Below are 23,929 nucleotides of genomic sequence, written 5' to 3'. Positions count from 1 at the left end.
AGGAAAAACAAACTATGAAAATCGAACATATTGCATTATATGTAAATAATCTGGAAGAAGCAAGAAATTTTTTTGTGAAATATTTTGATGCAAAATCAAACGATGGATATCATAATTTTCAGACGGATTTCCGCTCTTATTTTCTTTCATTTGATGATGATACACGCATAGAGATTATGAATAAACCAGAAATGTCGGATTGTCCCAAAGAGCTTACTCGTACCGGATATGCGCACATTGCTTTTAGCGTAGGCAGCAAAGAAAAGGTTGATGCTTTGACTGCAGAGTTAAGGGCGGATGGTTATAAAGTTGTCAGCGGTCCAAGAAAGACTGGAGATGGTTATTATGAAAGTTGTATTGTTGCATTCGAAGATAACCAAATTGAAATTACAGTCTGAAAAATAGGAGGCACAAATCGGAAATGGACGAGGTTTGGAGAGATAATCAAAAAGCAGGCAATGCAGGAAGAGAGGAAAAACCTTGATTCCTGCATTTTTTATACGCACTAAACCAGGAGTAGAGTGCAAAAATATCGAAATTCAAATAGAATAAAGGTATCAAAATATCAGGGAGGAGAAGAAGTCCGGCAAACGGACGAGGAGGGGTATGGATAAAGAAAAAACAGGCGAATATATCAGAAACCTTCGGAAAAAGAAAGGCTGGACACAAATGCAGCTTGCAGAACAGCTTCATATTTCAGACAAAGCAGTTTCGAAATGGGAGCGCGGAATCTCATTTCCGGATATTGAATTAATGGAGGAGCTGGCACAGGTATTTCAGGTGGATGTTGCTGATATTATCCGGGGAGAAGAGGCTGGCAGGGCAGAGCATACGGTAAATGAGCTGGTAAAAGATACTATAGATATTGCAAAGAGGGAGAAAAAAAGACAGATACGAAAGTACCGGTGGGTGTTGTGTATTCTGTTTGTGCTATTTGGAGTTTTAATCGGATACAGTGTAGAGAACATTCAGAAAAATTATATTTTAGAATATCATTTATGCATGAATGCAGTGGTTGAATCGAAGGGTGAGGTGATTTATGTAAGAGAGACAGATGCAAATGGAAAAAATCCCGGAAAGGTATATCGTCTGGCGCAAGATGATGCAATCCCGGTAACATTACCGGATGGAAGTGCCGGAAGTTTTAAAGATATTAAAGAAGGACAACATATTCAAATCTGGTATTTGGGACACCGGGTATTATGGAAAAATGCATGGATACCGGGCGTAGAGGAAGTAGAGATTACAAAGGAGGTTAAAAAAGCTGTATAGAATAAAAAAAGTAATTTGTTGTGTGATAGTATTGGCAATATTGGGGAGTATGCCAGTAAATGCAAAAGAAGTATTACAGAATGAAAATGAGGCATGGAGTCCTTTGCAGAGCTTGCAGAGAACACCATGGAGAAAGCCAACTCCCAGGCAGAGTCCTTGGAGCAGATTGGCCAGGAAATTGAACAGCTGTCCGGCGTAGTACAGGGCAATGCTGCATCCTCCGAAGAGAATACTGCGATCAGTATTAATCTGGCAGAGGGAGCAGCCAAGATGCATGACCGTGTGAATATCTTTAAGCTATTCTAGAAAATGGCAGGAATAGAGTGAAGTTGTCGGAAGGAAGGTTCTTGTTGTGATTAATGATATATTTAGAGTGTTTGGAGAGCAGACAGCAGAAATCTTATTTGAGATCATTACAGGTGGCTTGATAAAGAAGGTATGCCGCTCTGGATTAACTGCCGTGGTATCGTGATCATTGATCAGCAGGGAAAGGCAGAGTATCTGGTTGGGTGCCTGAATGAGACCGGCAACAGGAGAAGAGCCGATAATGTCACAGGACTGCTTGGCGGGCCGGAATTCCTTGCTTACCTGCGTGCACAAAAGGAACCCATTTCCAAGGGTTTTTTTATGCATATAGGAATTGATGATTTCGGAGCGATCAATAGCTCCAGGGGAACTGATTATGGTAATTATATCCTGAAAAGCGTAGCCGGCTGTATGAAGGAATGCCTTTCAGACAAGCAGAGAATTTACCATCTGGTAGCGGATCAGTATGTGATCGTGGATCTGGAAGCTTCCTCCGCAGAAGACGCTGTGGCACTGAAAGAAAAGATTACAGATAAACTTCATAATTTCATAGTAGCCGAAAATTATGAAGCTATATTTTCTATTTCTATTGGTGTTATAGATGCAGCAATATTTTGTGAGGGAACCGAAGAATGCCGCAAAAAGTTTGAATTTGCCTTGAAACAGGCAAAAAACATGGGTAAAAATGGATTCTATATTTTTGACCAGGATGACTATGAGGTCTTTTTACGAAAAGGGAGAATCATAGCAACACTTCGGAATGCTATTGTGAACCATTATGATGGCTTTGAAGTATACTACCAGCCGATCGTGGACTGTCAGTCCGAACAGAACATTGGAGCAGAGGCACTGATGCGTTTTTCCATGATAACGGAAGAAGGGCGGGAGTTTGTTTCACCGATAGAGTTTATCCCATTAGTTGGAAGAGACCGGATTGCTCATTCCCGCTGGAAGATATATTTTGAACGAAGCTGCAGCAATGTGCTGTGAAATGCAGAAATATATTCCTGACTTCCGGATGAATGTAAATGTATCCTATGTTCAGATCCTGCAAGGCGATGAACAGTGCGAGGGATTATGAATTATATAAAAATATCATCCCAATGGTACATAGTATTAACGTCAGGATATGCGCAGAAGGCATCGAGGAAAAAGAATGGCTTCTGAAAATGAAAGAAATGAAGGTTGATTATCTGCAGGGATATTATTTTGGAAGACCATGCGGAAAAGAACAGTTTCTGCAGCAATATGTCAGTGGCATCAATGTTAAATAAAGAGAGTAAGGTAGACTCAGCTATGTGGGGCTGCCTTATTTTATGGTCTTATCAGAAGGATGAGTTCCTAACGGCTTGTCTGAGTCTCTCCAGGTCATCTGCATCAGGGTGAGACAATGCACAGTCAAAATTCTGGATTAATACGTCAAGATTTGCCGGATGCTCGGGAGCATCCTTCATTTTCAAGTAGCGTTCCCGGACAGACTGTGGCATTCTGCCCTGACACATATACTCTCCGACGATAACATTACTTGCATCAACGAACTGCTTAACCTGATTCAGGATTTTCCGGAAATAGATATCACTGCCACCAAAGCCAGCAGTTCCAAACAGAAAAATCTGTTTATTCTTTAACTGCGATAATAGCTGTAATGTCTTGGTATCTGCATTTCCCTTGTCTGTCCAAAATCCGATATAGAGCAGTTCGGAAGAAGGAATCACTGTGTCGGACACACCGAAATACTCACATTCATCCTGAGGTAATGCCTCGTGGATCGCATCAGCCAGCACCTTGGTATTACCTGTTAAGCTGCTATAAACGATGGAATATTTTTTATTCTTCATATCATGTTGTCTCCTTTCATAGGATCATGAAATTATCATATCGCATTCCTATTTTAGTTCGGAAAGCATGATTTGTCCAATGAATTTTCCATAAACATTTTACAGAGCGAAAGGGATAGTTGCTTTTCCTGCCGCTTGTGATAAACTTGTTCATAAGTGAGGGAAAAATCATGGACAGAACTCCGATAAGGGAATAAAAGCCGGGCTGTCCCGGTATCATTTAATGAGGTAGAAAAGTTGACAGAAGAGAAATATACAATCCGAAAGTATAAAAGAATTTTATTTTATGTGGTGATATGTGTGCTGCTTGCGGCATTCCTTTTGGGACAATATATTTACCCAAGTGAAAGGGAAACGGTCACGGAGGAAAGCATTACTTATACCGGAACCTTTTACCGGGTGCTGGCAGACGGAACCAAAGAGGAAATCCCGGTTCCGGGCAAATGTGATGTGCCTGCCGGAGAGCCTCTGGTCATCCGGTCAGTGCTCCCACAGGATTATCATGAAAATACGATCGCCATCAGGTCCTCTCTGGAGAATGTGCGCATTTACATCGGTGGGGAACTGAGGGCGTTGTATGATACGGAGAATACCAGACCTTTTGGGAAAAATTCTGCCAGTGGGTATGTGTTCTGCGAGACATCCGGCGAGGATGCGGGGCAGGAAGTGCGGATTGAACTGCAGTCCTTTACCGATAAGTATTCCGGTGTCGTCAACACGGTATATTGTGGGGACAAATCAGATATCTGGGCATATATACTCCACTGCTATTTTATGGTAACTCTGATCGCCTGCACCATGCTGTTTGCCGGACTGGTCGTGCTGATCATCAGTCTGGTGCTTGATATTATATATAAGACGAGATTTGATCTGGAGTACCTGGGATGGTGCATGATTCTGGGAGCAGTGTGGATGCTGGGAGAATCGAAGCTGCGCCAGCTGTTCGTTTCCAATGCTTCTATTCTGTCGAATATGTGCTTCTTCGTTGTGATGCTCTGCCCGGTTCCGCTCATGTTCTATATTGACAGTGTGCAGCAGGGAAGGTACCGGAAGGCCTATCATGTGGCAGAGTGTATCACCTGTGTGAACTTTGTACTATGCACGTCCTTACAGCTACTGAATATCGCAGATTTTATCTCGACAATGTTCTTGTCCCACCTAGTGATTGCAGGAACGTTCCTGACAATATTTATCACCATTTGCCGGGATCTCATCAAGGGAACGGCGAAACATTACAAGCTTCCGCTGATCGGACTGGTAGTTGCCATGATTGCAGTCATGCTGGAGGTGACAGAGGTGTATCGAGTGGTGTCAATGTCAGGGATTTTTATCGCAACCGGACTGGTGGTCCTGCTGGTCGTTACGCTGATCCAGACAATGGACCGCATCCGCGAGCTGGAGCTGGCCAGGCAGAAAGAGGCCAGGGAAAGCCTGGATTATCTGACAGGTCTTCCTATGCGTCATAAGGGTGAAAAGCTGATCCTTGAGAAAATGCAGGAGCATGATGGCTGTCTGGGATTTGTCGATATGGATAATCTTAAGAAGATCAACGATGTCTATGGACATAAGGCGGGGGATTGTGCTCTCAGGCTGGTAGGAGCAATGCTCACAGAGTGCATGGAGAACGCAGTGGTCTGCCGGCTGGGAGGAGATGAATTCCTGTTCTATCTGCCGGAGGCATCAGAAGAAGAGATGAACATGCGGATGAGAAAGCTGTTTGAAAGCTTTGGTGCGGCAAAAAATCTCACGGCAGAGACTTCACCGGCATCCCTGTCCTGCGGTCTGTGCATGTGCAGACAGGGAGGAAACTTTGAAGAATATTATATAAGAGCGGACAAGACATTGTATTATGTCAAACAGAATGGTAAGAACAGTTACCGGTTTTATGAGGAGCTTGAGGAACAGCAGACGGATGCATAGGCCAGAAAAAATGACCTGGAGGTAATCGCCGGAGCATCATCCTTGCGTGAAGCCATCAAACGATTCTGGACCTTCCGTGTTCCATGGGGATGGACATACATGTGGTGAGCATGGATGTGGAAACCATAGCTGTCATTAAGAAGAATAAAAAATACAACACGAAAGGATGTGTCAAGGTAATGCAAGAATTATCGTGATACATCCTTTTGTATTTGGATTGATTATTTTTCTTTCCCTGCTTGTCGGAAGTAATGGATGGAATGTATAATATTGTTAATGATCCAGAGATATTTATTTTGGAAACAGCTTAATCAATTTGGAGGTATAAAATATGTTAGAAGTAGGAAAAAAAGCACCGGACTTTGAATTGCCGGATCAGAATGGAGAAATGCATAAATTAAGCGATTATGCAGGAAAAAAAGTGATCCTATATTTTTATCCAAAGGATAATACACCAGGATGTACGAAGCAGGCATGTGGCTTTTCTGAGCGTTATCCACAGTTTATTGAGAAGGGAGCTGTTATTCTCGGAGTAAGCAAGGACTCTGTAGCGTCTCACAAGAGATTTGAAGAAAAATACGGACTGGCATTTACGCTATTAGCAGATCCGGAGCGTAAAGTTATTGAAGCATATGATGTCTGGAAAGAAAAGAAAAATTATGGAAAAGTATCTATGGGTGTAGTAAGAACTACATATCTTATTGATGAGCGGGGAATCATTATAAAGGCAAATGATAAAGTCAAGGCGGCAGATGATCCTGAAAATATGCTTAAGGAATTGGTATAATGAAGATTATTTTATCACCTGCAAAAAAGATGATTGTAGATACCGATAACTTAGCACCGGTTGAACTGCCTGTCTATATTGATAGGACAGCAGAAGTATTAAACTGGATGAAAAGCAAATCAAAAGAAGAACTGAAAGCTATCTGGAAATGTAATGACAAGATTGCAGAGCAGAACTTTAACAGATTGGAAAATATGGATCTTTATAACAGGCTTACTCCGGCTGTTTTAGCATATGAAGGGATTGCATTTCAATATATGGCACCATCTGTGTTTGAAAACCAGCAGTTTGAGTATTTGCAAAATCATTTAAGAATCTTGTCTGCGTTTTATGGCATTTTAAAACCAATGGATGGTGTGACTCCTTATCGTCTTGAAATGCAGGCAAAGGTTGGAATTGGAGATGCAAAAAATCTGTATGAGTACTGGGGAGAATTATTATACCGCTCAGTAATCGATGACAGTAGGATTATCATTAATCTTGCATCAAAAGAATACTCAAAATGTATAGAAAAGTATCTGACACCACAGGACAGATATATTACGATTGTATTTTGTGAGTTATCCGGAGATAAATTGGTAACAAAAGGTACCTATGCCAAGATGGCTCGTGGTGAAATGGTCAGATTCATAGCGGAAAATAATATTGAAAATCCGGTGGAGATTCAGAAATTTGACAGACTCGGATATTCGTTTAGGTCTGATTTATCTTCAGATTCAGAATATGTATTTGAACGCAAAATAAAATAGTTATTCAGCTAAAAGATGCTCAGTTTGGCATCTTTTGTAATAATGATAATTATTACTATTTTCTTATTGACAACAGGATGATAGTGATATATAATTCTTATTAAGAACTAATCCTAATAAGGAGGACAAATGACAAGTAGGAGAAATACCATTCAAAAAGATCTTGTAAGAAATACCGTATACGAAATGAGAAGACACGTTACGGCAAATGAAGTGTATGAATTTATAAAAGAAGCATATCCAACAATTGGAAAAGGAACTGTATATAGAAATCTTGATATATTGGTAGAGGAAGGTGTATTAAGAAAGGTTGAAGTTCCGGATGGACCGAACCGATTTGATTTTACATTGAAAAATCATTACCATGTAAGATGTATAAAGTGCGGTGAAATTTTTGATGTGGATATGGATCAAATACCGGATTTGCTGGAAAGAATTCATAACACTCATGGAATTGAATTTGTGGATTATGATATTTCATTTAAAGGCATTTGCCAAAAATGCAGGGAGAAAAAGTAGTAAAGAAAATGGAGGTAAAAGAGATGGCAGCAAACAAATATGCAGGAACACAGACAGAGAAGAATTTGCAGGAGGCATTTGCAGGGGAATCACAGGCAAGAAATAAGTATACCTATTTTGCTTCTGTAGCGAAAAAGGAAGGTTACGAGCAGATGTCAGCATTGTTTTTAAAGACTGCAGATAATGAGAAAGAACATGCAAAGATGTGGTTCAAGGAATTAGCAGGAATTGGTGATACAAAGGAAAACCTGGCGGCAGCGGCAGAAGGCGAAAATTATGAGTGGACAGATATGTATGAAGGCTTTGCTAAAACAGCTGAGGAAGAAGGATTCCCTGAGCTTGCAGCAAAATTCAGGGCAGTAGGTGAGATTGAGAAGCACCATGAGGAAAGATATCGTGCACTTCTTAAGAATATTGAAACTGCACAGGTATTTGAAAAGAGCGAAGTTAAGGTATGGGAATGCCGTAACTGCGGACATATTGTGGTAGGAACTAAGGCGCCTGAAGTATGTCCGGTATGTAATCATCCACAGAGCTATTTTGAAGTACATGAAGAGAATTATTAAGGAGATGAGATTATTACGAAGAAGAAAGTGATTAATTCAAAAAAAGCAGTAATGATAGGCTGTGGCTTTGTTGGTTCTGCATCGGTATTTGCTCTGATGCAGAGTGGCTTGTTTACAGAGATTGTCCTTATCGATGCAGATAAGAACAAGGCAGAAGGAGAAGCGATGGATATCAGTCATGGTATTCCATTTGCGAGTCCGATGAAAATATATGCCGGAGATTATGATGATGTGGCTGATGCTGCAATTGTTGTCATATCTGCCGGAGCGGGACAGAAACCGGGAGAGACAAGGCTTGATCTCGTAAATAAAAATGTAGCAATATTTAAGTCAATCATTCCTGAAATAGCAAAGAGAAATTTTGCAGGTATCATGCTTGTAGTTGCGAATCCGGTAGATATCCTGACTCAGGTAGCCATAAAGTTATCAGGACTTCCAGAAAACAGGGTTATTGGATCGGGTACCGTGTTAGATAGTGCCAGATTAAGATATAAGCTTGGTGAGCATTTATCTGTGGACAGCAGGAGTGTTCATGCATTTATAGTAGGTGAGCATGGAGACAGCGAAGTTGTAGCATGGTCATCAGCCAATGTATCTGGTGTTCCATTAAGTGAAATGTGTGAAATGCGTGGACATTACAAGCACAAGGAAAACACGGCAGAAATAGCTACAGCAGTCAAGAACAGTGCTTATGAGATTATAAACAAAAAGCACGCTACATATTATGGAATTGCAATGTCTGTAAAAAGAATCTGCGAAGTGATTATGAGAGATGAAAAATCAATACTTCCTGTATCACACATGATGCATGGAGTATATGATATTGACGGAGTATCGTTAAGTATGCCAGCTATTGTAGGTGCAGATGGTATTGAGTCTGATATACCTATTAATTTAAGTGGCGAGGAAGCGTTAAAGCTTAAGGAATCTGCAGATTCATTGAAAAAGATTATGGAGACAATTGAATTATAAATTTTACACATGGAAGGAGAAAAAGGCATGGAAGTAAGGTATTATATTTGTAAGCATTGTGGAAACATTGTTGAAAAGGTAAAGGATAAGGGTGTACCTGTAATTTGTTGCGGAGAACCTATGCAGGAATTAAAAGCCGGAGTGACAGATGCTGCTGTCGAGAAGCATGTACCTGTATATACGATAGAAGGCAGTCATGTTCATGTCGTGGTCGGAGAGACAAAACATCCAATGCTTGAAGAGCATTTTATTGAGTGGATTACATTAAATACAAACCAGGGAATATACAGAAAACAGTTAAATCCAGGGCAGGAGCCGGTAGCAGATTTTTGTCTTTGCGATGGTGAACAGGTAGAAGAAGTATATGCATATTGTAACCTGCATGGATTATGGAAATGCTAAAAGCATTTATACATATTAAGGTTACAGAACAACACAAATATAACAGTAATATAGGCTGTGTATTAATATATTTACAAGGAGGAACAACGAATGAAATACGTATGTGATGTTTGTGGATGGGAATACGATGAGGAGAAGGGCTATCCAGAAGGTGGTATTGCACCTGGTACAAAGTGGGAGGATATTCCAGAAGATTTTGAATGTCCGTTATGCTCTGTAGGAAAAGACCAGTTCTCAGAAGCATAAATGTATTATGATAGGATTATACAAATGAAAGAAGAACTAAGTATAGATATCATCGGACTTGCAGGAGCCTGTTCTTATGCTTTGGACTGTATAGAAGCAGAGTTGGTAAATATCAAAAACAAACATGGAAAAAGAGTGGCTTATATAAGTATATGCATGGCTGAATATTGGAAAATTCAAGGTGATGAATTACAAGATTTAGCCATGTGTGCTTTACTGCATGATAATGCTTTGACACAATATATTTCGGAAGAACTGAAAAAGGATTCCGTCATTGATTGTAAAAAAGATTTATCCGAGAAAAAAACAAATCTTCATTGTATTTATGGTGAAAAAAATATTACTAAAATTCCATTTAAAACAGATGTGTCAAATGTGATTTTGTATCATCATGAACATGCCGATGGAACTGGTCCTTTTCAAAAAAAGTGGAATGAAATTCCATTGTTTGCAAGGATTATTCATCTTGCAGATACCATTGATATTATAGGAAATAACACGGGATTTGGAAATAACAGTTGGAATTTTATATGTCAGTACCTTTTAAAAAATAGGGATGGATTATTTGATTCAGAATGTGTGAATGCCTTTTTTCATGCATTCACACATTCTGAATCTTTTATATGTTTAAGTGATAATTCTTTTGAAATGAAGCTATGGGAGATTATCCCAAGACAAAAACAGGTTTTTGATTGGAAAACGTGTAAAAATGTCGCAGATTTTTTTGCAAAGATTGTAGATTATAAATCTTCTTTTACAAGCAGACATTCTATAGGAGTGGCTGAAAAAGCAGCTTTTTTTGCTCAATATATCGGATATGATTCTATTAATGTGCAAAAAATTTATCTGGCTGGTGCACTGCATGATATTGGGAAGATGGCAGTAGGCAATGAAATTTTGGAAAAACCGGATAAGCTTACGGATGATGAATTTTCAAAAATGAAGAATCATGCTGGCTATACATACCTTATATTATCAGAGGTTAATGATTTTGAAGAAATACGAGACTGGGCAGCTTTCCATCATGAAAAATTAAATGGAAAAGGGTATCCTTTTGGAAAAACCGCAGCTGAATTAAATGAGCCGGAACGTATTATGGCATGTATTGATATTTATCAGGCATTAACCGAGGACAGACCATATAAGAAAGGTTTATCGCACGAAAAAACGTGTGAGATTCTTGATGACATGGCGCAGAAAGGTTTTGTTGATTCTGATATTTCCAAGAAAATTAGGGAATGTTTTGGTGGAATCTATTAATTATAAGAAGATATTTACACAGAAAGTTCAACATCAGGAATTTATACATAAACTTGATGAATTTATGGAACATCACAATGATGAGGTAGAAGATCAAGATGAACAGATTATGGGAATTTTAAAATATCTCACAGAGTGGTTAGTTAATCACATTCTGTATGTCGATGGTCAAATTCCAAAAGGCTGATATAGTAAGAAAGGCTGTTATTTTTCAGAGTAGCAGCTTTTTTTATTTTGAATATAAAATATGACACATACACTTGACAATATGCATACGTAGAAGAAACGCATCAAGTGCTTGCTAAGCGAAACTTTGTGCTGGCAGTAAGAGGAGGTATCTTTGGTGATAAACCAACTGCTTACTATGACTTTGGAGAGTAGAAAGCGACAAGATAGTTGTTTATTGGATGAAATAGGACATTTCTTCCCCAAAACAGTATGTTTATGGTATACTAGCTATTAGTAATGCGATTTCAACCGACATTACATATTATGATGAAAAATTAATACAAAGGACTATTCTTTCACAGCTTATGATGCAGGTGCAGGGCAGTGCTACCCGGGTAAATGGCGAAGGTACCTATACGGACAGCAGAGACCATGGTAAACAGTTTTCAGTGGGCAGATTAGGTAACTTTGACAAGAGCGAGGAAACGGAAAATGACGGAAAGTAAAATACTTCTGGTATTAGATAAAAAAGATTATGAGGATGGCATGCCGGTATTTGAAAGAAAGTGCGTCCGGGCAATCATAAAAAAGAATGGAAAAATTGCAGTCCAGCGCGGCAGGGCAGGGGACTGCAAAATATTAGGCGGCGGCATGGATGGTGAGGAAGATTTTGAAACGGCACTTTCCAGAGAAGTATTAGAAGAGGGCGGCTTGATATTATGCCCGGGAAGTATGCAGCTGTTGGGCGAGATAGAAGAAAAACGCCGTGATTTATTTGAAACAGATAAAATATATCACTGTCACACCTATTTCTTTGCCTGTGCAGTTGAGGAGAGAACAACAGAACCGCATATGACAGAAAGCGAGAAGGCAAAAGGCTATCATCTGGAATGGATGACACCGGAAGAGATTGTAAAAGCAAATGAGCCATTTTCGAAGGAACCGTGGATATATCGCGATACTGCATTTGTCAAAATGATGATGGAGGGAAATTTATGAACACAGGATATGAGGGAATCCTGCAATTTCGGGGAAAGTGGAGAGATTATCAGGAAAGAGTACTCTTACATGCGCAGCAGTATTTGAAGGATGGAAAGATACATATTGTGGCAGCGCCGGGTTCCGGCAAGACTACACTTGGAATAGAACTGATTCGGAGGCTGGGAGCACCCTGCCTTATTTTTTCACCCAGCATTACCATCCGTCAGCAATGGCTGATGCGTATACAGGAGGGCTTCTTAACCGAAGAGGCAGATCCGCAGGAAATATTATCCAATGATTTAAAACAGATGAAGCAGATGACTGCAACGACTTATCAGGCACTGTACAGTGCCATGAAGCGGGAGCAGGGCACACTGGAAGAGGACAGCGGGGAAGCGGCAGAGGAAGATGCAGCAGCCAGTGAAGCGGTGGATGGAGTAGATGCGGCAGACAGTAAAGTGGCAGCCGGCGGAGTGACAGAAGAAGCAGATGGAGAGAAGGAAACGGAGCAGGTTGACTACCGGGATTTCGATATTTTTAAGGCAGTGAAGGAAGCCGGTATTACAACAATTTGTCTGGATGAGGCACATCACCTTCGTAGTGAGTGGTGGAAGGCACTGGAGACTTTCTTAGACAAGCTGCCGGATGTGAAAATCATTGCATTGACAGCAACACCGCCATATGACAGCACACCGGCACAGTGGAAGCGTTATATCGATATGTGCGGACCGATTGATGAAGAAATCTTTACGCCGGAACTGGTAAGAGAAGGAAGCCTCTGTCCGCATCAGGACTACGTTTATTTTAACTGGCCGACAAGAGAAGAGGAAGCATATGTCAGGGAACATCAGAAGCGGATGCAGATGCAGGTGCAGAAAATGATGGCAGATGAGACATTGCGAAGAATCGTATCTTCCCATCAGGGGCTTATGCATCCGGAAGAATACAGTGAGCGGTTCTTAGATAAACCGGAGTATTTTACAGCGCTGCTGGTATACTGCCAGGCAAAAGGGATTCCATTTTCCGGTTATTTAAGGAAGCTCATCGGAACAAAGGGAAAGCTGCCGGGAATGGATGCACACTGGATGGAAGTGTTATTGCAGGGTGTTTTTTATGAGGACAGAGAGTCCTATACCATGATGGAAGCAGAGCGGGAAAGCCTGCTGCAGGAATTAAAAGAGGCAGGAGCCATCTACCGGAACAAGGTTGCACTGCGGGATAATGAAGCCATTAAAAAGGTACTTATGAAAAGCCAGGGAAAGATGGAGAGCATCCGTACCATTGTGCAGGCTGAGTATGAGGCACTGGGAAATGATTTACGCCTTCTGGTTCTCTGCGATTATATTAAGAAAGACAAATTGCCGGAGATTGGAAGTAAAGATACACTGGTAACAGAGCTTGGTGCAGTGCCGATTTTTGAATATTTAAGGCGGCAGAACATGACTGGAATCCGGCTGGGTGTACTGAGCGGAACAGTGATAATCGTTCCAATGGCAGTGGAAGCAAAACTGCCGGAATTGCTGGCACAGTATGGCTGCAGCGGAACGTTAAATCCACTGGGAGATACCGGATACGGACAGCTTATGATAAAAGGAAAGAGTACCCACACCGTAGCTGTTGTGACGGAGTTATTCCGCCAGGGAGAGATTCATACACTGATTGGAACCAAGTCATTGCTGGGAGAAGGCTGGGATGCACCGTGCATCAATTCCCTGATACTGGCAACTTATGTAGGGTCTTTTATGCTGAGTAACCAGATGCGTGGAAGAGCAATCCGTACCGACAGAGAGCAGCCGGATAAGACCGGAAACATCTGGCATCTTGCCTGCATTTTTCCAAAAGAGCAGGGACAGCAGAGTAATACCGATGCAGAGGGCGATTATGAAATGCTGGAACGCCGGTTTGAATCATTTTTAGGAGTATCCTGCAGGGAAGATGTAATCGAAAGCGGAATCGGTCGGCTGGACATTCCAAAGATAACATCAAAATATGAGGTAGATAAAGCAAACCGCATGATGCTTGAGCGTGCAAAGGACAGAAATGCATTGAGGCAGCGATGGAACCAGTCCTTACAGGAAGTGCGAAATCAGATGGAAATAGAACAGATAGATGAAATTGCAGCAAAAGAAATAGAAACCGGATATATCTTTATTAATGCGGTCTGTATAGAAATCATACAGGTGATACTTGCAATACTCTTAATGAGTGGAAGAATGATGGCACAGAAGCTTGGTAATCATCCGGCTTTCCTGTTACTTGGAATTGCGCTGTTAGCTGCATTTGCCGGAATTGTCTATCAGGGGATACGTCTGTTTAAATTCAGCACCCCGGCAAGACGGATGAAACAGCTTAGCGAAGCAATGCTAGATGCATTGAGGGAATGCGGGGAATTAGAGGATGGTGCCCATTGCAGGACAGAAGTAGAATCCTTTAACGGACTTGTGGTAGGTACCTGGCTTAAAGGTGGAACCACCAGAGATAAGACAACCTATTCTGCCTGCATGGAAGAATTGTGGGGTGTTATTGATAATCCAAGGTATCTTCTTATCCGGGAAAAAATCTTTGGCACATCAAGAGAGTGTTACAGTGTCCCGGAAATATTCGGAAGACAAAAGGAGCGTGCCCTGATTTTTGAAAAGCATATGAAAAGGGCTCTTGGACCATACCATGTGGTATATACAAGAACCCCGGAAGGACGAAAATTATTATTAAAAGAGCGGACACGCTCCTTTGTAAATCAAAACCAGAGCCTTTTGCAGGGAAAGAAAATTGCAAAAGGATATTAAGAATAATAAGAATTTTCAATTTTGGGATATTTTTTATTTACTCCAAAGAAAAAGAGGAGCAGTCCTGCAACCAGTAGTCCGGCACCAACAAAGAACCACAGGAAGAAGAACGGAACGGTATCTGCTTTATACATAAACCAGTCCGGGGAGAAGGTTCCCCAGATGTTAAAGAGGATATGGAAAAGCATGGAAGGATAAATGCTGCGGCTTTTCTCGCAGATAAATCCAAGAACAATTCCTACCACAAAAGCATAAACACCCTGAATCATATTCATATGGAACACACCAAAGAGCAGTGCCTGCAAGAGGTTAGCAACCCAGAAAGGCATTGCTCTTTTGGCATATTTCAAAGTCAGTCCACGGAAAATCAGTTCTTCACAGACAGGTCCAATCAGAACGGAATAGAGAACCAGAATCAGGGAAGGCTTATCCAGTCCCACCGATTCTACCAGGTTAGTGTAATATTCCAGCCAGTGCGGGTTAATGGCTGCAGTAAAAGATACAATGTAATTGGTAATATACTGTAATCCTACTGCAGTAATAAGAATGCCGAAGATAACCGGAATATTAAATGGTTTCCGTACATTTTCCGGTTCTGTCTGCCGGAACTTTTTATAATACCAGCAGGCAAATACCACAAGGGCAACAGTACCGTAGGCTGCACTGACACCGGCATTAAAATTGGCGGTGGAAATAATATTTAAAAATGCATCCATACAGTCATCGATAGAAGTTGCCCCTTTGGTATAAAAACCACCCAGCAGGGCAAGCCCTACTGCCGGAATGGAGATAAGCTGCTGCAGGCCAAATGCCAGCAGAGCCGGAAGAAAACAGAACATAATTCTGCCAAATCGCTTCATGAAAAAACCTCCTCAAGTATCATCACTTTTCTTGGCACATTATAACAATTATGAAGCGAATATGCAAACTACTGAGGTACCGCCTGTTTAAAAATACATGGAAAAATGTATTTTTAAATGCAGACAAATACTCTCCGGGTACTTGTGAAATAGGCGGAATCATGCTATACTAGGCGTTATGTTGATATATTTTATGATGCTGTATGAAATATAAATTCACATAATTATAATCAGAGGAGGAATAAATATGAAGAACATGAAGAAATTTGCAGCACTTTTATTAACTGCAGCAATGACAGTAGCAATGGTAGGATGTGGCTCATCTGTAGCTGCAAACACAGTAAATTCCAAGGATGACATTCCGGGAAAGAAAATCGGTGTTCAGCTTGGAACAACCGGAGATGCCGATGCAACAGCATACGAGGACGAAGGAAGCACCGTAGAGCGTTACAACAAAGGTTCTGATGCAATCCAGGCATTAAAGACCGGTAAGATCGACTGTGTAATCATCGACAAGCAGCCTGCAGAGGCATTTGTTGAGAAGAATGATGACTTGAAAATCTTAGATGATACCTTTGATGCAGAGGAATATGCAATCTGTATCGCAAAAGATAACACAGATTTAACAGACGAATTCAACAAAGCAATCGAAGAGTTAAAAGCAGACGGAACAATCGATACTATCATCAGCAACTATATTGGTGATGAAACAGGAGAGCATCCATATGAGACTCCGGAGGGAACAGAATATCCAAACGGAAAACTTACCATGGCAACCAATGCGCAGTTTGAGCCATACGAATATTATGATGGTGACAACGTAGTTGGTATCGATGCAGATATCGCAAAAGCAATCTGTGACAAGCTTGGCTATGATTTAGAGATTGAAGATATGGAATTTGATGCAATCATCGCAGCAGTATCTTCCGGTAAAGCAGATTTTGGTGCAGCAGGAATGACTGTAACAGAAGACCGTCTTAAGAACATTGACTTTACAGATACTTATGCAACAGCAAGCCAGGTTATTGTAGTAAGAAATAAATAATCGGTATAGGAGGAAAGACCTTGAGCGATTTTTTAAGCAGCTTTCAACAGGATTTTATAGAGAAAGACAGATATCTTTATCTGTTACGTGGCCTTGGCAATACACTGCTTATTGCAGTGCTTGCAGTACTTCTGGGTATTGTGGTTGGATTTTTAGTCGCAATTATCCGTTCCACCCATGATAAACATGGTGGATTAAATGTTTTGAATTTTATATGTAAAGTGTATCTTACCATATGGCGTGGAACCCCTACGATGGTACAGCTTTTGATTATGTACTATATTATTCTGGTTGCACTCGATAATAAGATTGCAGTGGCTGTAATCGCTTTTGGTTTGAATTCGGCTGCCTATGTGGCAGAGATTGTACGTTCCGGAATCATGTCTGTAGACGAAGGACAGTTTGAAGCTGGACGAAGCCTCGGACTGAATTATTCGCAGACCATGCGTCTGATTATTCTGCCACAGGCATTTAAGAATGTACTTCCGGCACTGGCAAATGAGTTTATTACCTTACTGAAAGAGACTTCCATCAGTGGATATATTGCAATCCCGGATTTGACAAAGGGTGGCGATATCATCCGTAGCCAGACCTATGACCCGTTCTTACCATTGTTCGGTGTTGCAATTATCTACCTGATAATCGTTATGATTTTAACGGCTGGTGTACATAAACTGGAAACGAGGTTGAGAACAAATGAGCGATAAGAAGGTATTGATTGAAGTAAAGGATTTGTGTAAATCCTTTGGAAATGTAAATGTATTAAATGGTATCTCCACAGAAATCGCCCAGGGAGAGGTAGTAGCCATCATCGGACCATCCGGTTGTGGTAAATCCACATTCTTACGTTCCTTAAATCTTTTAGAGGAGCCGACTTCCGGTGTGATTACTTTTGAAGGAACAGATATCACGGATAAATCCGTAGACATCAACAAGATGCGTCAGAAGATTGGAATGGTATTCCAGCAGTTCAATCTGTTTCCAAATTATACCGTAAAAGGAAATATCATGCTGGCACCGGTTCAGACCGGACTTATGAATAAGGAAGAGGCATCTAAGCGTGCGGACGAGCTTTTGATGAGAGTCGGACTGTCTGATAAAGCAGATACCTATCCGGCAATGCTTTCCGGTGGACAGAAACAGCGTATTGCAATTGCAAGAGCACTGGCAATGAATCCGGATGTCATGTTATTTGACGAGCCGACTTCCGCACTGGATCCGGAAATGGTAGGAGAAGTTCTTGAAATTATGAAAGAACTGGCACAGGACGGAATGACTATGGTAGTGGTAACGCACGAAATGGGATTTGCAAGAGAAGTGGCAAGCCGTGTCATGTTTATCAATGAAGGACAGATTCAGGAAGAGAATACACCGGCAGAATTCTTCGCCAATCCACAGAATCCGCGTCTTTGCGACTTCCTTTCCAAAGTATTGTAGCGAAAGAACAGATAAAACGGAAAAAATAGTTGATAAAAAGTTTTCATAAGCTATTGCAATCAGAAAAGAAATAGTCTATGATAAAACCGTTATATGACTGACGGATAAGTGGAAAAACCACATGAAGTATAACGAAAACGAGCCGACCGTCTGGGCGATGAACCTGGAGGACTGGCTCGTTTTCTTTTGTATGTTATTTTGAACACCAAAAGATATTGACAAAAAAATAACGGTCAGTATATACTAACTACAGTTAAACAAGACTAATTCAAACCAATGAATAAAAAGTCTGTTGACAGTAAATTTAGTAACCATTCAGTGTTCATACTGAATACATTTTTTTAGGAGGATATCGTAATGATTGAAATGAAAGAGTGGGATGGATTCGAAGGACGTCTCTGGAAAGAAGAAATCAATGTTCGTCAGTTCATTCAGGACAACTACACTCCATATGATGGAGATGAGAGCTTTTTAGCTGAGCCGACAGATGCAACCAACAAGCTATGGGGGGCACTTCAGAAATTACAGAAAGAAGAGCGTGCCAAGGGCGGCGTTCTTGATATGGAGACAGAGGTTGTAACCGGAATTACAGCTTATGGTCCGGGATATATCGATGAAAGCTTAAAAGATTTAGAGCAGGTAGTTGGTCTTCAGACTGACAAACCATTAAAGAGAGCTTTCATGCCATATGGTGGAATCAAGATGGCTGTTCAGGCATGTGAGACCTACGGTTATGAAGTAAATGATAAATTAAAAGAAATTTTCACCAAGTATCATAAGACACACAATACAGCAGTATTTGATGCTTATACACCGGAAATGATGAAGGTTCGTCATGCTAAGATTTTAACAGGTCTTCCGGATACCTACGGTCGTGGACGTATTGTAGGTGATTACCGTCGTGTAGCATTATACGGACTGGATTACTTAATCGCTGAGAAGAAGAAGGACAAAGCCAACTGCGGATGCGGACAGATGACAGATGATGTCATCCGTTTAAGAGAAGAAATTGCAGAGCAGATTAAATGTCTGGAAGACATGAAGAAACTGGCTGAGATTTACGGATATGATATTTCAAGACCTGCAACCAATGCAAAAGAGGCTGTTCAGTGGTTATACTTCGGATACCTTGCAGCAATCAAGACACAGAACGGTGCAGCAATGTCAGTAGGACGTGTTTCTACTTTCCTTGATATTTATATTAAGAGAGATATGGATAAGGGAATTCTTACCGAGCAGCAGGCTCAGGAGCTGATTGACCATTTCACAATGAAACTTCGTATGGTTAAATTCGCACGTATTCCTTCTTATAACCAGTTATTCTCCGGTGACCCTGTATGGGCAACCCTTGATGTAGCAGGAACAGGTGTAGACGGACGTTCCATGGTAACCAGGACAGACTTCCGTTTCCTTCATACTTTAGAGAATATGGGACCGGCACCGGAACCAAATCTTACTGTATTCTATTCATCCAGACTGCCACAGACCTTCCGTGATTATGCAGCACGTATCTCGATTGAAACAAGCTCAATCCAGTATGAGAACGATGATGCAATGAAACCGGTATGGGGCGATGATTACGCAATCTGCTGCTGTGTATCTGCTACACAGACAGGTAAAGAGATGCAGTTCTTCGGCGCTCGTGCAAACCTTGCAAAATGTCTGCTTTACGCAATCAACGGTGGTGTTGATGAAAAATCAGGCGAGCAGGTAGGACCAAACTACGCACCAATTACAGCTGAATATCTTGACTATGATGAAGTAATGGCAAAATATGACAAGATGATGGACTGGTTAGTAGACATCTATGTAAATACACTGAACCTGATTCAGTATATGCATGATAAATATTACTATGAAGCAGCAGAGCTTTCTCTGATGGATACCGACTTAAAGAGAACCTTTGCAACCGGTATTGCAGGATTTTCACATGTTATCGATTCTCTTTCTGCAATCAAATATGCAAAAGTAAAAGTCGTACGTGATGAGAACGGACTTGCAAAAGACTTCGAAATCGAAGGAGACTTCCCGAAGTACGGAAATGATGATGACCGTGCAGATGAAATCGGAGTATGGCTGCTTAAGACTTTCATGGATAAATTAAAGAAACATCATACTTATCGTGATTCTGAGCCTACAACTTCTATCCTTACCATTACTTCTAACGTAGTATATGGTAAAGCAACCGGAGCTATGCCGGATGGACGTAAAGCCGGCGAACCACTTTCACCGGGAGCTAACCCATCTTACGGTGCAGAGCAGAACGGACTTTTAGCTTCCTTAAACTCTCTGACCAAGCTTCCATATGAGTGGGCATTAGATGGTATTTCCAATACACAGACCATCAATCCTGGCGCACTTGGAAACAACGAGCAGGAAAGAATCGATAACCTTGTAAATGTAATGGACGGATACTTTGATCAGGGTGCACATCATCTGAATGTTAATGTATTTGGCAAAGAAAAGCTTATTGATGCAATGGAGCATCCGGAGAAAGAAGAGTATGCAAACTTCACAATCCGTGTATCCGGCTATGCAGTTAAGTTCATCGACCTGACAAAAGAGCAGCAGCTTGATGTTATTGCCCGTACCTGTCATGAGCGTATGTAATTTAAGACAGTAACCGAACTGCGGGGAGCATACGATTTTTCCGCGATTCAGGTAAAGCAGAATGTGCAGGCTTAATGAAAAAAGCCTGCACATTTTTATCGTAGGTTGTTAAGCAGCCGTAAGTATTTTGGTGTATAGGAGGCAACATGAGTGAAATAAAAGGACGTATCCATTCCGTAGAGAGCTTTGGTTCAGCAGACGGGCCGGGCGTAAGATATATTGTATTTTTAAAAGGCTGTAACATGAGATGTCAGTACTGCCATAACCCGGATACCTGGGCAAAAGATGGCGGAGAGCTGATGACACCGGAAGAAGTGTTAAAAAAGGCGCTTCGCTATAAAACATATTGGAAAGAAAAGGGCGGAATCACCGTAAGTGGTGGAGAGGCTCTTTTACAGATAGATTTCGTAACAGAACTGTTCCGGCTGGCAAAAGAAAAAGGGGTAAATACCTGTCTCGATACCTCCGGCAATCCATTTTCCATGGAAGAACCGTTTAAAAGTAAATTTGATGAGCTGATGAAATATACAGACCTTTTTATGCTGGACATTAAGCATATGGATGATACAGCACACCGGAAACTCACCGGACAGACCAATCAGAATATTCTGGAAATGGCAGCTTATTTATCAGACCATGGCAAAGCAATGTGGATCCGCCATGTGCTGGTGCCGGGTATTACAACAGAAGAGGATGAGCTTCACCGCTTAAGAAGTTTTCTTGATACCCTTAAGACAGTAGAGCGGGTGGAAGTGCTGCCATATCATACCTTAGGCGTCTTTAAATGGAAGGAACTTGGAATTCCATATCAGTTAGAAGGCGTAGACCCGCCTACAAAGGAGCAGATAGACCGGGCAAAAGAGATTCTTGGGGCACTGTAAAATAGATAAGCAGCATTACAGGAAAATAAAAAAGTAATGCTGCTTTTTAGATTCTGACGATAATGCGGGTAAGGTATTCACTTCGTTTATCCGTCATGGTAGCGTTAATCAATTCTTCTTCATAGAATCTGCCATCGGATGAAGTAATCTGGTGCTGCTTCATGTAGCTGCGCAGCCTGTCATAAGCGAGTGAAATATCATCCCAGTCTCCCAGGTGATAGGCAGCGAGACATTTAGAAGCCGGAAGAATCCGGTAAGGCATTTTCTTGGGAGGGGTCTGCATGGCAAGGCATACCTCGTGATAAAGATTGTGGGCACCCCGGGCAAGGTCACGCTCCATCTGGATATAAAGCACTGTAAAACCGGTAGTTTCCTTGCTTTCATAATAGGAGTTCAGAAGCTCACTGACTTTTACGGAGATGGTCTTATCATCGGAAGAACTGACAGGGTGTGCTGCAATATAAAATCCTGGCAGAGAGACTTCTTCAATGATATCCGGATTTGTAGTCAGGCTGGTTTTAATTCGTTTCTGCTGTCTTTGAATCCACTTCTGCTTTTCTTTTAATGCACGAATCTGCTGTTCGATGACAGCGTTTTCTTTCGTAAGAAGTGTGGCATAATTTTCCGGGCTTCGGTGTTCCATGTATTCTTTAATTTCCGACAGAGGCATGCCAAGTTCCCGCAGCGTGATAATGGCATCTAACACATCCATCTGGCGGACGGTGTAGTAGCGGTAGTCATTGTCCCCTCTTGCTTCGGGTGAAAAAATGCCAAGCTGGTCGTAGTGAAACAGTGTATTCTTTGTAGTGCCCATCATCCGGGCAACTTCTCCGGTGGTCAGATATTCATTTCTACTCATTAAAAAAATCTCCTTGACTATATGGTTACCATATAGTTTATGATAGCAAATAGTGATTCATAAGACAAGGAGGTTATCATGTCGAATTCATTAAATCAGAACTTTAAAACATTATCCTTATTGAAATTTGCATTGCCATCTATGATTATGATGGTATTTATGTCATTGTATACAATCATAGATGGAATCTTTGTGTCAAGACTGGTAGGAGAAAGCGCTCTTTCTGCAGTCAATATTGTATGGCCGGTTATTTGTATTCTCATTGCAATCGGCGTTATGTTAGCAACCGGTGGAAGTGCAGTGGTAGCAAGAAAAATGGGTGAGGGAGATGAAAAGGGAGCATGTGAGAACTTTACTTTTCTTGCAGTGGTAGGAGTTGCTGTAAGTCTGGTGCTGCTGGTTATTGTATTACTTTTTCATAAACCGATTGTATATGCATTAGGAGCAGACGACTCTTTATTCGAAAATGGGAAAACATATCTTATTGATATGATGTATTTTGGACCGTGCTGTATTTTGCAGAGTTTATTTCAGTGCTTCTTTGTGACTGCAGGAAAACCTGCATATGGACTCGGACTGATTACTGCCGGAGGTGTAGCCAATGCAATCTTAGATTATGTCTTTATGGGGCCAATGCAGCTTGGCATTGCCGGAGCAGCTATTGCAACAGGCATCGGACAGATGATTCCTGCGGTAGTGGGAGTCATCTATTTCCTGGTGAAAAGAAAAGGACTTCATTTTACCCGCTTCCATTGGGATGGAAAAGCATTGTGGCAGTCCTGCACCAACGGTTCTTCCGAGATGGTAACGAACCTTTCCAATGCAGTAATTACATACCTTTTTAATATTATTCTGATGCGTATGGTTGGAGCAGACGGGGTAGCTGCAATTACCATTATTTTATACGGACAGTTTTTATTCAATGCGCTGTATCTTGGATTTTCCATGGGTGTGGCACCGGTTATCAGCTTCCAGTACGGAGCAAAGAACAGTGAAAAATTAAGTAACGTTTACCATATCAGTAACCGGTTTGTAAAAATATCCTCTGGCTTTATGGCGGTGGCATCGATTCTTCTGGCGAAGCCGATTACATCAGTATTTGTCTCAGAAAGCAGTCATACCTTTGCAATGACAGTTACGGGATTTGCATTGTTTGGCATCAACTATCTTTTCAGCGGCTATAACGTATTTACCTCTTCGCTGTTCACGGCACTTTCTGATGGAAAAACATCTGCACTGGTATCCTTCAGCAGAACCTTTGTCTGTATTCTGGCCTCTTTACTGATTCTGCCGCAAATTATCGGATTAAAGGGAGTCTGGCTGGCAGTTCCGGTGGCAGAATTTGTGACATCAGGACTTTCTTTTTACTGTCAGAGAAGAAATTTATCGAAATACGGAATTTAAGAAACTTTTTTTTCATCTGGAACGTCTAATCTATAAAGAGTATAATGAATGGTAAAGAATG

25 protein-coding genes, 1 pseudogene and 1 riboswitch are annotated in these 23,929 nt (G+C 41.2%); of the genes and pseudogenes, 23 read left to right on the top strand and 3 right to left on the bottom strand.

Annotation, left to right across the window (positions count from 1 at the left end; translation table 11 throughout):
* Nucleotides 1–14 precede the first annotated feature (14 nt).
* The 5 genes from DV740_RS07245 (at nt 15) to DV740_RS15065 (ending at nt 2,852) form a co-directional block, all read left to right on the top strand.
* Nucleotides 15–398: a VOC family protein gene (locus DV740_RS07245; RefSeq protein WP_118087771.1), complete on the top strand. Its 384-nt coding sequence runs from the start codon at nt 15–17 to the stop codon at nt 396–398.
* Nucleotides 399–606: 208 nt separating this feature from the next.
* Nucleotides 607–1,272 carry a helix-turn-helix domain-containing protein gene (locus DV740_RS07240; protein WP_118087770.1) on the top strand — a complete coding sequence of 222 codons (666 nt, stop codon included), beginning with the start codon at nt 607–609 and terminating at the stop codon, nt 1,270–1,272.
* A gap of 93 nt (nt 1,273–1,365) precedes the next feature.
* Nucleotides 1,366–1,578: a hypothetical protein gene (locus tag DV740_RS07235; RefSeq protein ID WP_242994244.1), complete on the top strand. Its 213-nt coding sequence runs from the start codon at nt 1,366–1,368 to the stop codon at nt 1,576–1,578.
* A 132-nt stretch (nt 1,579–1,710) separates the two neighbouring features.
* A complete protein-coding gene (locus DV740_RS07230) occupies nt 1,711–2,568 on the top strand; it encodes a diguanylate cyclase domain-containing protein (RefSeq protein ID WP_242994242.1) in 858 nt (285 codons plus the stop codon).
* 68 nt (nt 2,569–2,636) lie between these two features.
* Complete coding sequence (locus DV740_RS15065) at nt 2,637–2,852, top strand: EAL domain-containing protein (protein ID WP_242994240.1); 216 nt, start codon at nt 2,637–2,639, stop codon at nt 2,850–2,852.
* A 51-nt stretch (nt 2,853–2,903) separates the two neighbouring features.
* On the opposite strand, the gene bilS is transcribed toward DV740_RS15065, so the two are convergent.
* Complete coding sequence (gene bilS / locus DV740_RS07225) at nt 2,904–3,416, bottom strand: flavodoxin family protein BilS (RefSeq protein ID WP_118087769.1); 513 nt, start codon at nt 3,414–3,416, stop codon at nt 2,904–2,906.
* Between the two features lie 237 nt (nt 3,417–3,653).
* Between bilS and DV740_RS07220 the strand changes: the two genes are divergently transcribed.
* The 12 genes and pseudogenes from DV740_RS07220 (at nt 3,654) to DV740_RS07160 (ending at nt 14,772) form a co-directional block, all read left to right on the top strand.
* Nucleotides 3,654–5,336, top strand: a complete 1,683-nt coding sequence (locus tag DV740_RS07220) for a GGDEF domain-containing protein (RefSeq protein WP_242994238.1) — start codon at nt 3,654–3,656, stop codon at nt 5,334–5,336.
* 331 nt (nt 5,337–5,667) lie between these two features.
* Nucleotides 5,668–6,123 (top strand): thioredoxin-dependent thiol peroxidase, encoded by a 456-nt coding sequence (bcp, locus tag DV740_RS07210; protein ID WP_118087768.1) that lies wholly within the window; start codon nt 5,668–5,670, stop codon nt 6,121–6,123.
* Entirely contained in the window at nt 6,123–6,872 is a 750-nt protein-coding gene (gene yaaA / locus DV740_RS07205) for a peroxide stress protein YaaA (protein WP_117697961.1), read from the top strand. Before bcp ends, yaaA begins: the two co-directional genes overlap by 1 nt.
* 129 nt (nt 6,873–7,001) lie before the next feature.
* Entirely contained in the window at nt 7,002–7,391 is a 390-nt protein-coding gene (locus tag DV740_RS07200) for a Fur family transcriptional regulator (RefSeq protein WP_118087767.1), read from the top strand.
* Between the two features lie 23 nt (nt 7,392–7,414).
* Entirely contained in the window at nt 7,415–7,957 is a 543-nt protein-coding gene (gene rbr, locus DV740_RS07195; protein WP_117947600.1) for a rubrerythrin, read from the top strand.
* Between the two features lie 27 nt (nt 7,958–7,984).
* Complete coding sequence (locus tag DV740_RS07190) at nt 7,985–8,929, top strand: L-lactate dehydrogenase (protein WP_117841718.1); 945 nt, start codon at nt 7,985–7,987, stop codon at nt 8,927–8,929.
* A 27-nt stretch (nt 8,930–8,956) separates the two neighbouring features.
* A complete protein-coding gene (locus DV740_RS07185; protein WP_023920586.1) occupies nt 8,957–9,331 on the top strand; it encodes a desulfoferrodoxin family protein in 375 nt (124 codons plus the stop codon).
* A gap of 90 nt (nt 9,332–9,421) precedes the next feature.
* Nucleotides 9,422–9,577 (top strand): rubredoxin, encoded by a 156-nt coding sequence (locus DV740_RS07180; protein WP_012740305.1) that lies wholly within the window; start codon nt 9,422–9,424, stop codon nt 9,575–9,577.
* Complete coding sequence (locus DV740_RS07175; protein ID WP_199534937.1) at nt 9,578–10,837, top strand: HD-GYP domain-containing protein; 1,260 nt, start codon at nt 9,578–9,580, stop codon at nt 10,835–10,837. It abuts the gene before it with no gap.
* Nucleotides 10,824–11,024, top strand: a pseudogene (locus DV740_RS15345) (bacteriohemerythrin); the annotation flags it as partial. The gene DV740_RS07175 and the pseudogene DV740_RS15345, both read left to right, overlap by 14 nt.
* Nucleotides 11,025–11,497: 473 nt before the next feature.
* Nucleotides 11,498–12,004 carry an NUDIX domain-containing protein gene (locus tag DV740_RS07165; RefSeq protein ID WP_118087765.1) on the top strand — a complete coding sequence of 169 codons (507 nt, stop codon included), beginning with the start codon at nt 11,498–11,500 and terminating at the stop codon, nt 12,002–12,004.
* The gene (locus tag DV740_RS07160; RefSeq protein ID WP_118087764.1) at nt 12,001–14,772 is read left to right on the top strand and encodes a DEAD/DEAH box helicase family protein; all 2,772 of its coding nucleotides are present in this window, start codon (nt 12,001–12,003) and stop codon (nt 14,770–14,772) included. Before DV740_RS07165 ends, DV740_RS07160 begins: the two co-directional genes overlap by 4 nt.
* On the opposite strand, the gene DV740_RS07155 is transcribed toward DV740_RS07160, so the two are convergent.
* Nucleotides 14,769–15,632 carry a type II CAAX endopeptidase family protein gene (locus DV740_RS07155; RefSeq protein ID WP_118087763.1) on the bottom strand — a complete coding sequence of 288 codons (864 nt, stop codon included), beginning with the start codon at nt 15,630–15,632 and terminating at the stop codon, nt 14,769–14,771. The genes DV740_RS07160 and DV740_RS07155 overlap by 4 nt on opposite strands.
* A gap of 247 nt (nt 15,633–15,879) precedes the next feature.
* Here DV740_RS07155 and DV740_RS07150 point away from each other — a divergent pair, with 247 nt between their 5' ends.
* The 5 genes from DV740_RS07150 to pflA all read left to right on the top strand — a co-directional run bounded on the left by DV740_RS07150 (nt 15,880) and on the right by pflA (nt 21,605).
* Complete coding sequence (locus DV740_RS07150) at nt 15,880–16,677, top strand: transporter substrate-binding domain-containing protein (protein ID WP_118087762.1); 798 nt, start codon at nt 15,880–15,882, stop codon at nt 16,675–16,677.
* 20 nt (nt 16,678–16,697) lie between these two features.
* On the top strand, nt 16,698–17,384 hold the full coding sequence (locus DV740_RS07145; RefSeq protein ID WP_022242707.1) for an amino acid ABC transporter permease: 687 nt from the start codon (nt 16,698–16,700) through the stop codon (nt 17,382–17,384).
* Nucleotides 17,374–18,114 carry an amino acid ABC transporter ATP-binding protein gene (locus tag DV740_RS07140; protein ID WP_022242706.1) on the top strand — a complete coding sequence of 247 codons (741 nt, stop codon included), beginning with the start codon at nt 17,374–17,376 and terminating at the stop codon, nt 18,112–18,114. The genes DV740_RS07145 and DV740_RS07140 overlap by 11 nt, the downstream gene beginning before the upstream one ends.
* An 83-nt stretch (nt 18,115–18,197) precedes the next feature.
* A riboswitch (ZMP/ZTP riboswitch) is annotated at nt 18,198–18,277 on the top strand.
* A gap of 194 nt (nt 18,278–18,471) precedes the next feature.
* On the top strand, nt 18,472–20,724 hold the full coding sequence (pflB, locus tag DV740_RS07135) for a formate C-acetyltransferase (protein ID WP_022242705.1): 2,253 nt from the start codon (nt 18,472–18,474) through the stop codon (nt 20,722–20,724).
* Nucleotides 20,725–20,870: 146 nt separating this feature from the next.
* Complete coding sequence (pflA, locus tag DV740_RS07130; RefSeq protein WP_117697970.1) at nt 20,871–21,605, top strand: pyruvate formate-lyase-activating protein; 735 nt, start codon at nt 20,871–20,873, stop codon at nt 21,603–21,605.
* 46 nt (nt 21,606–21,651) lie between these two features.
* Here the strand turns inward: pflA and DV740_RS07125 are convergent, their stop codons facing one another.
* A complete protein-coding gene (locus DV740_RS07125; RefSeq protein WP_117697971.1) occupies nt 21,652–22,464 on the bottom strand; it encodes a MerR family transcriptional regulator in 813 nt (270 codons plus the stop codon).
* 78 nt (nt 22,465–22,542) lie between these two features.
* Here DV740_RS07125 and DV740_RS07120 point away from each other — a divergent pair, with 78 nt between their 5' ends.
* Nucleotides 22,543–23,868 (top strand): MATE family efflux transporter, encoded by a 1,326-nt coding sequence (locus DV740_RS07120; protein WP_022242703.1) that lies wholly within the window; start codon nt 22,543–22,545, stop codon nt 23,866–23,868.
* The last annotated feature ends 61 nt before the right edge of the window (nt 23,869–23,929 follow it).

The organism is Roseburia sp. AF02-12 (assembly GCF_003461765.1).
Classification (GTDB): domain Bacteria; phylum Bacillota; class Clostridia; order Lachnospirales; family Lachnospiraceae; genus Roseburia_C; species Roseburia_C amylophila.
This window is presented reverse-complemented; position numbering and strand designations above follow the sequence as displayed.

Excerpts from the sequence above, each read along its gene's own strand:
- DV740_RS07235 (WP_242994244.1), top strand. The coding sequence starts at position 1,366 with ATGGAGTCCTTTGCAGAGCTTGCAGAGAACACCATGGAGAAAGCCAAC.
- rbr (WP_117947600.1), top strand. The coding sequence starts at position 7,415 with ATGGCAGCAAACAAATATGCAGGAACACAGACAGAGAAGAATTTGCAG.
- DV740_RS07155 (WP_118087763.1), bottom strand. The coding sequence starts at position 15,632 with ATGAAGCGATTTGGCAGAATTATGTTCTGTTTTCTTCCGGCTCTGCTG.
- DV740_RS07185 (WP_023920586.1), top strand. The coding sequence starts at position 8,957 with ATGGAAGTAAGGTATTATATTTGTAAGCATTGTGGAAACATTGTTGAA.
- DV740_RS07230 (WP_242994242.1), top strand. The coding sequence starts at position 1,711 with ATGCCGCTCTGGATTAACTGCCGTGGTATCGTGATCATTGATCAGCAG.
- DV740_RS07150 (WP_118087762.1), top strand. The coding sequence starts at position 15,880 with ATGAAGAACATGAAGAAATTTGCAGCACTTTTATTAACTGCAGCAATG.
- DV740_RS07175 (WP_199534937.1), top strand. The coding sequence starts at position 9,578 with ATGTATTATGATAGGATTATACAAATGAAAGAAGAACTAAGTATAGAT.
- DV740_RS07245 (WP_118087771.1), top strand. The coding sequence starts at position 15 with ATGAAAATCGAACATATTGCATTATATGTAAATAATCTGGAAGAAGCA.
- pflA (WP_117697970.1), top strand. The coding sequence starts at position 20,871 with ATGAGTGAAATAAAAGGACGTATCCATTCCGTAGAGAGCTTTGGTTCA.
- bcp (WP_118087768.1), top strand. The coding sequence starts at position 5,668 with ATGTTAGAAGTAGGAAAAAAAGCACCGGACTTTGAATTGCCGGATCAG.
- DV740_RS15065 (WP_242994240.1), top strand. The coding sequence starts at position 2,637 with ATGAACAGTGCGAGGGATTATGAATTATATAAAAATATCATCCCAATG.
- DV740_RS07165 (WP_118087765.1), top strand. The coding sequence starts at position 11,498 with ATGACGGAAAGTAAAATACTTCTGGTATTAGATAAAAAAGATTATGAG.
- DV740_RS07240 (WP_118087770.1), top strand. The coding sequence starts at position 607 with ATGGATAAAGAAAAAACAGGCGAATATATCAGAAACCTTCGGAAAAAG.
- pflB (WP_022242705.1), top strand. The coding sequence starts at position 18,472 with ATGATTGAAATGAAAGAGTGGGATGGATTCGAAGGACGTCTCTGGAAA.
- DV740_RS07140 (WP_022242706.1), top strand. The coding sequence starts at position 17,374 with ATGAGCGATAAGAAGGTATTGATTGAAGTAAAGGATTTGTGTAAATCC.
- DV740_RS07180 (WP_012740305.1), top strand. The coding sequence starts at position 9,422 with ATGAAATACGTATGTGATGTTTGTGGATGGGAATACGATGAGGAGAAG.
- DV740_RS07120 (WP_022242703.1), top strand. The coding sequence starts at position 22,543 with ATGTCGAATTCATTAAATCAGAACTTTAAAACATTATCCTTATTGAAA.
- DV740_RS07160 (WP_118087764.1), top strand. The coding sequence starts at position 12,001 with ATGAACACAGGATATGAGGGAATCCTGCAATTTCGGGGAAAGTGGAGA.
- bilS (WP_118087769.1), bottom strand. The coding sequence starts at position 3,416 with ATGAAGAATAAAAAATATTCCATCGTTTATAGCAGCTTAACAGGTAAT.
- DV740_RS07125 (WP_117697971.1), bottom strand. The coding sequence starts at position 22,464 with ATGAGTAGAAATGAATATCTGACCACCGGAGAAGTTGCCCGGATGATG.
- DV740_RS07200 (WP_118087767.1), top strand. The coding sequence starts at position 7,002 with ATGACAAGTAGGAGAAATACCATTCAAAAAGATCTTGTAAGAAATACC.
- yaaA (WP_117697961.1), top strand. The coding sequence starts at position 6,123 with ATGAAGATTATTTTATCACCTGCAAAAAAGATGATTGTAGATACCGAT.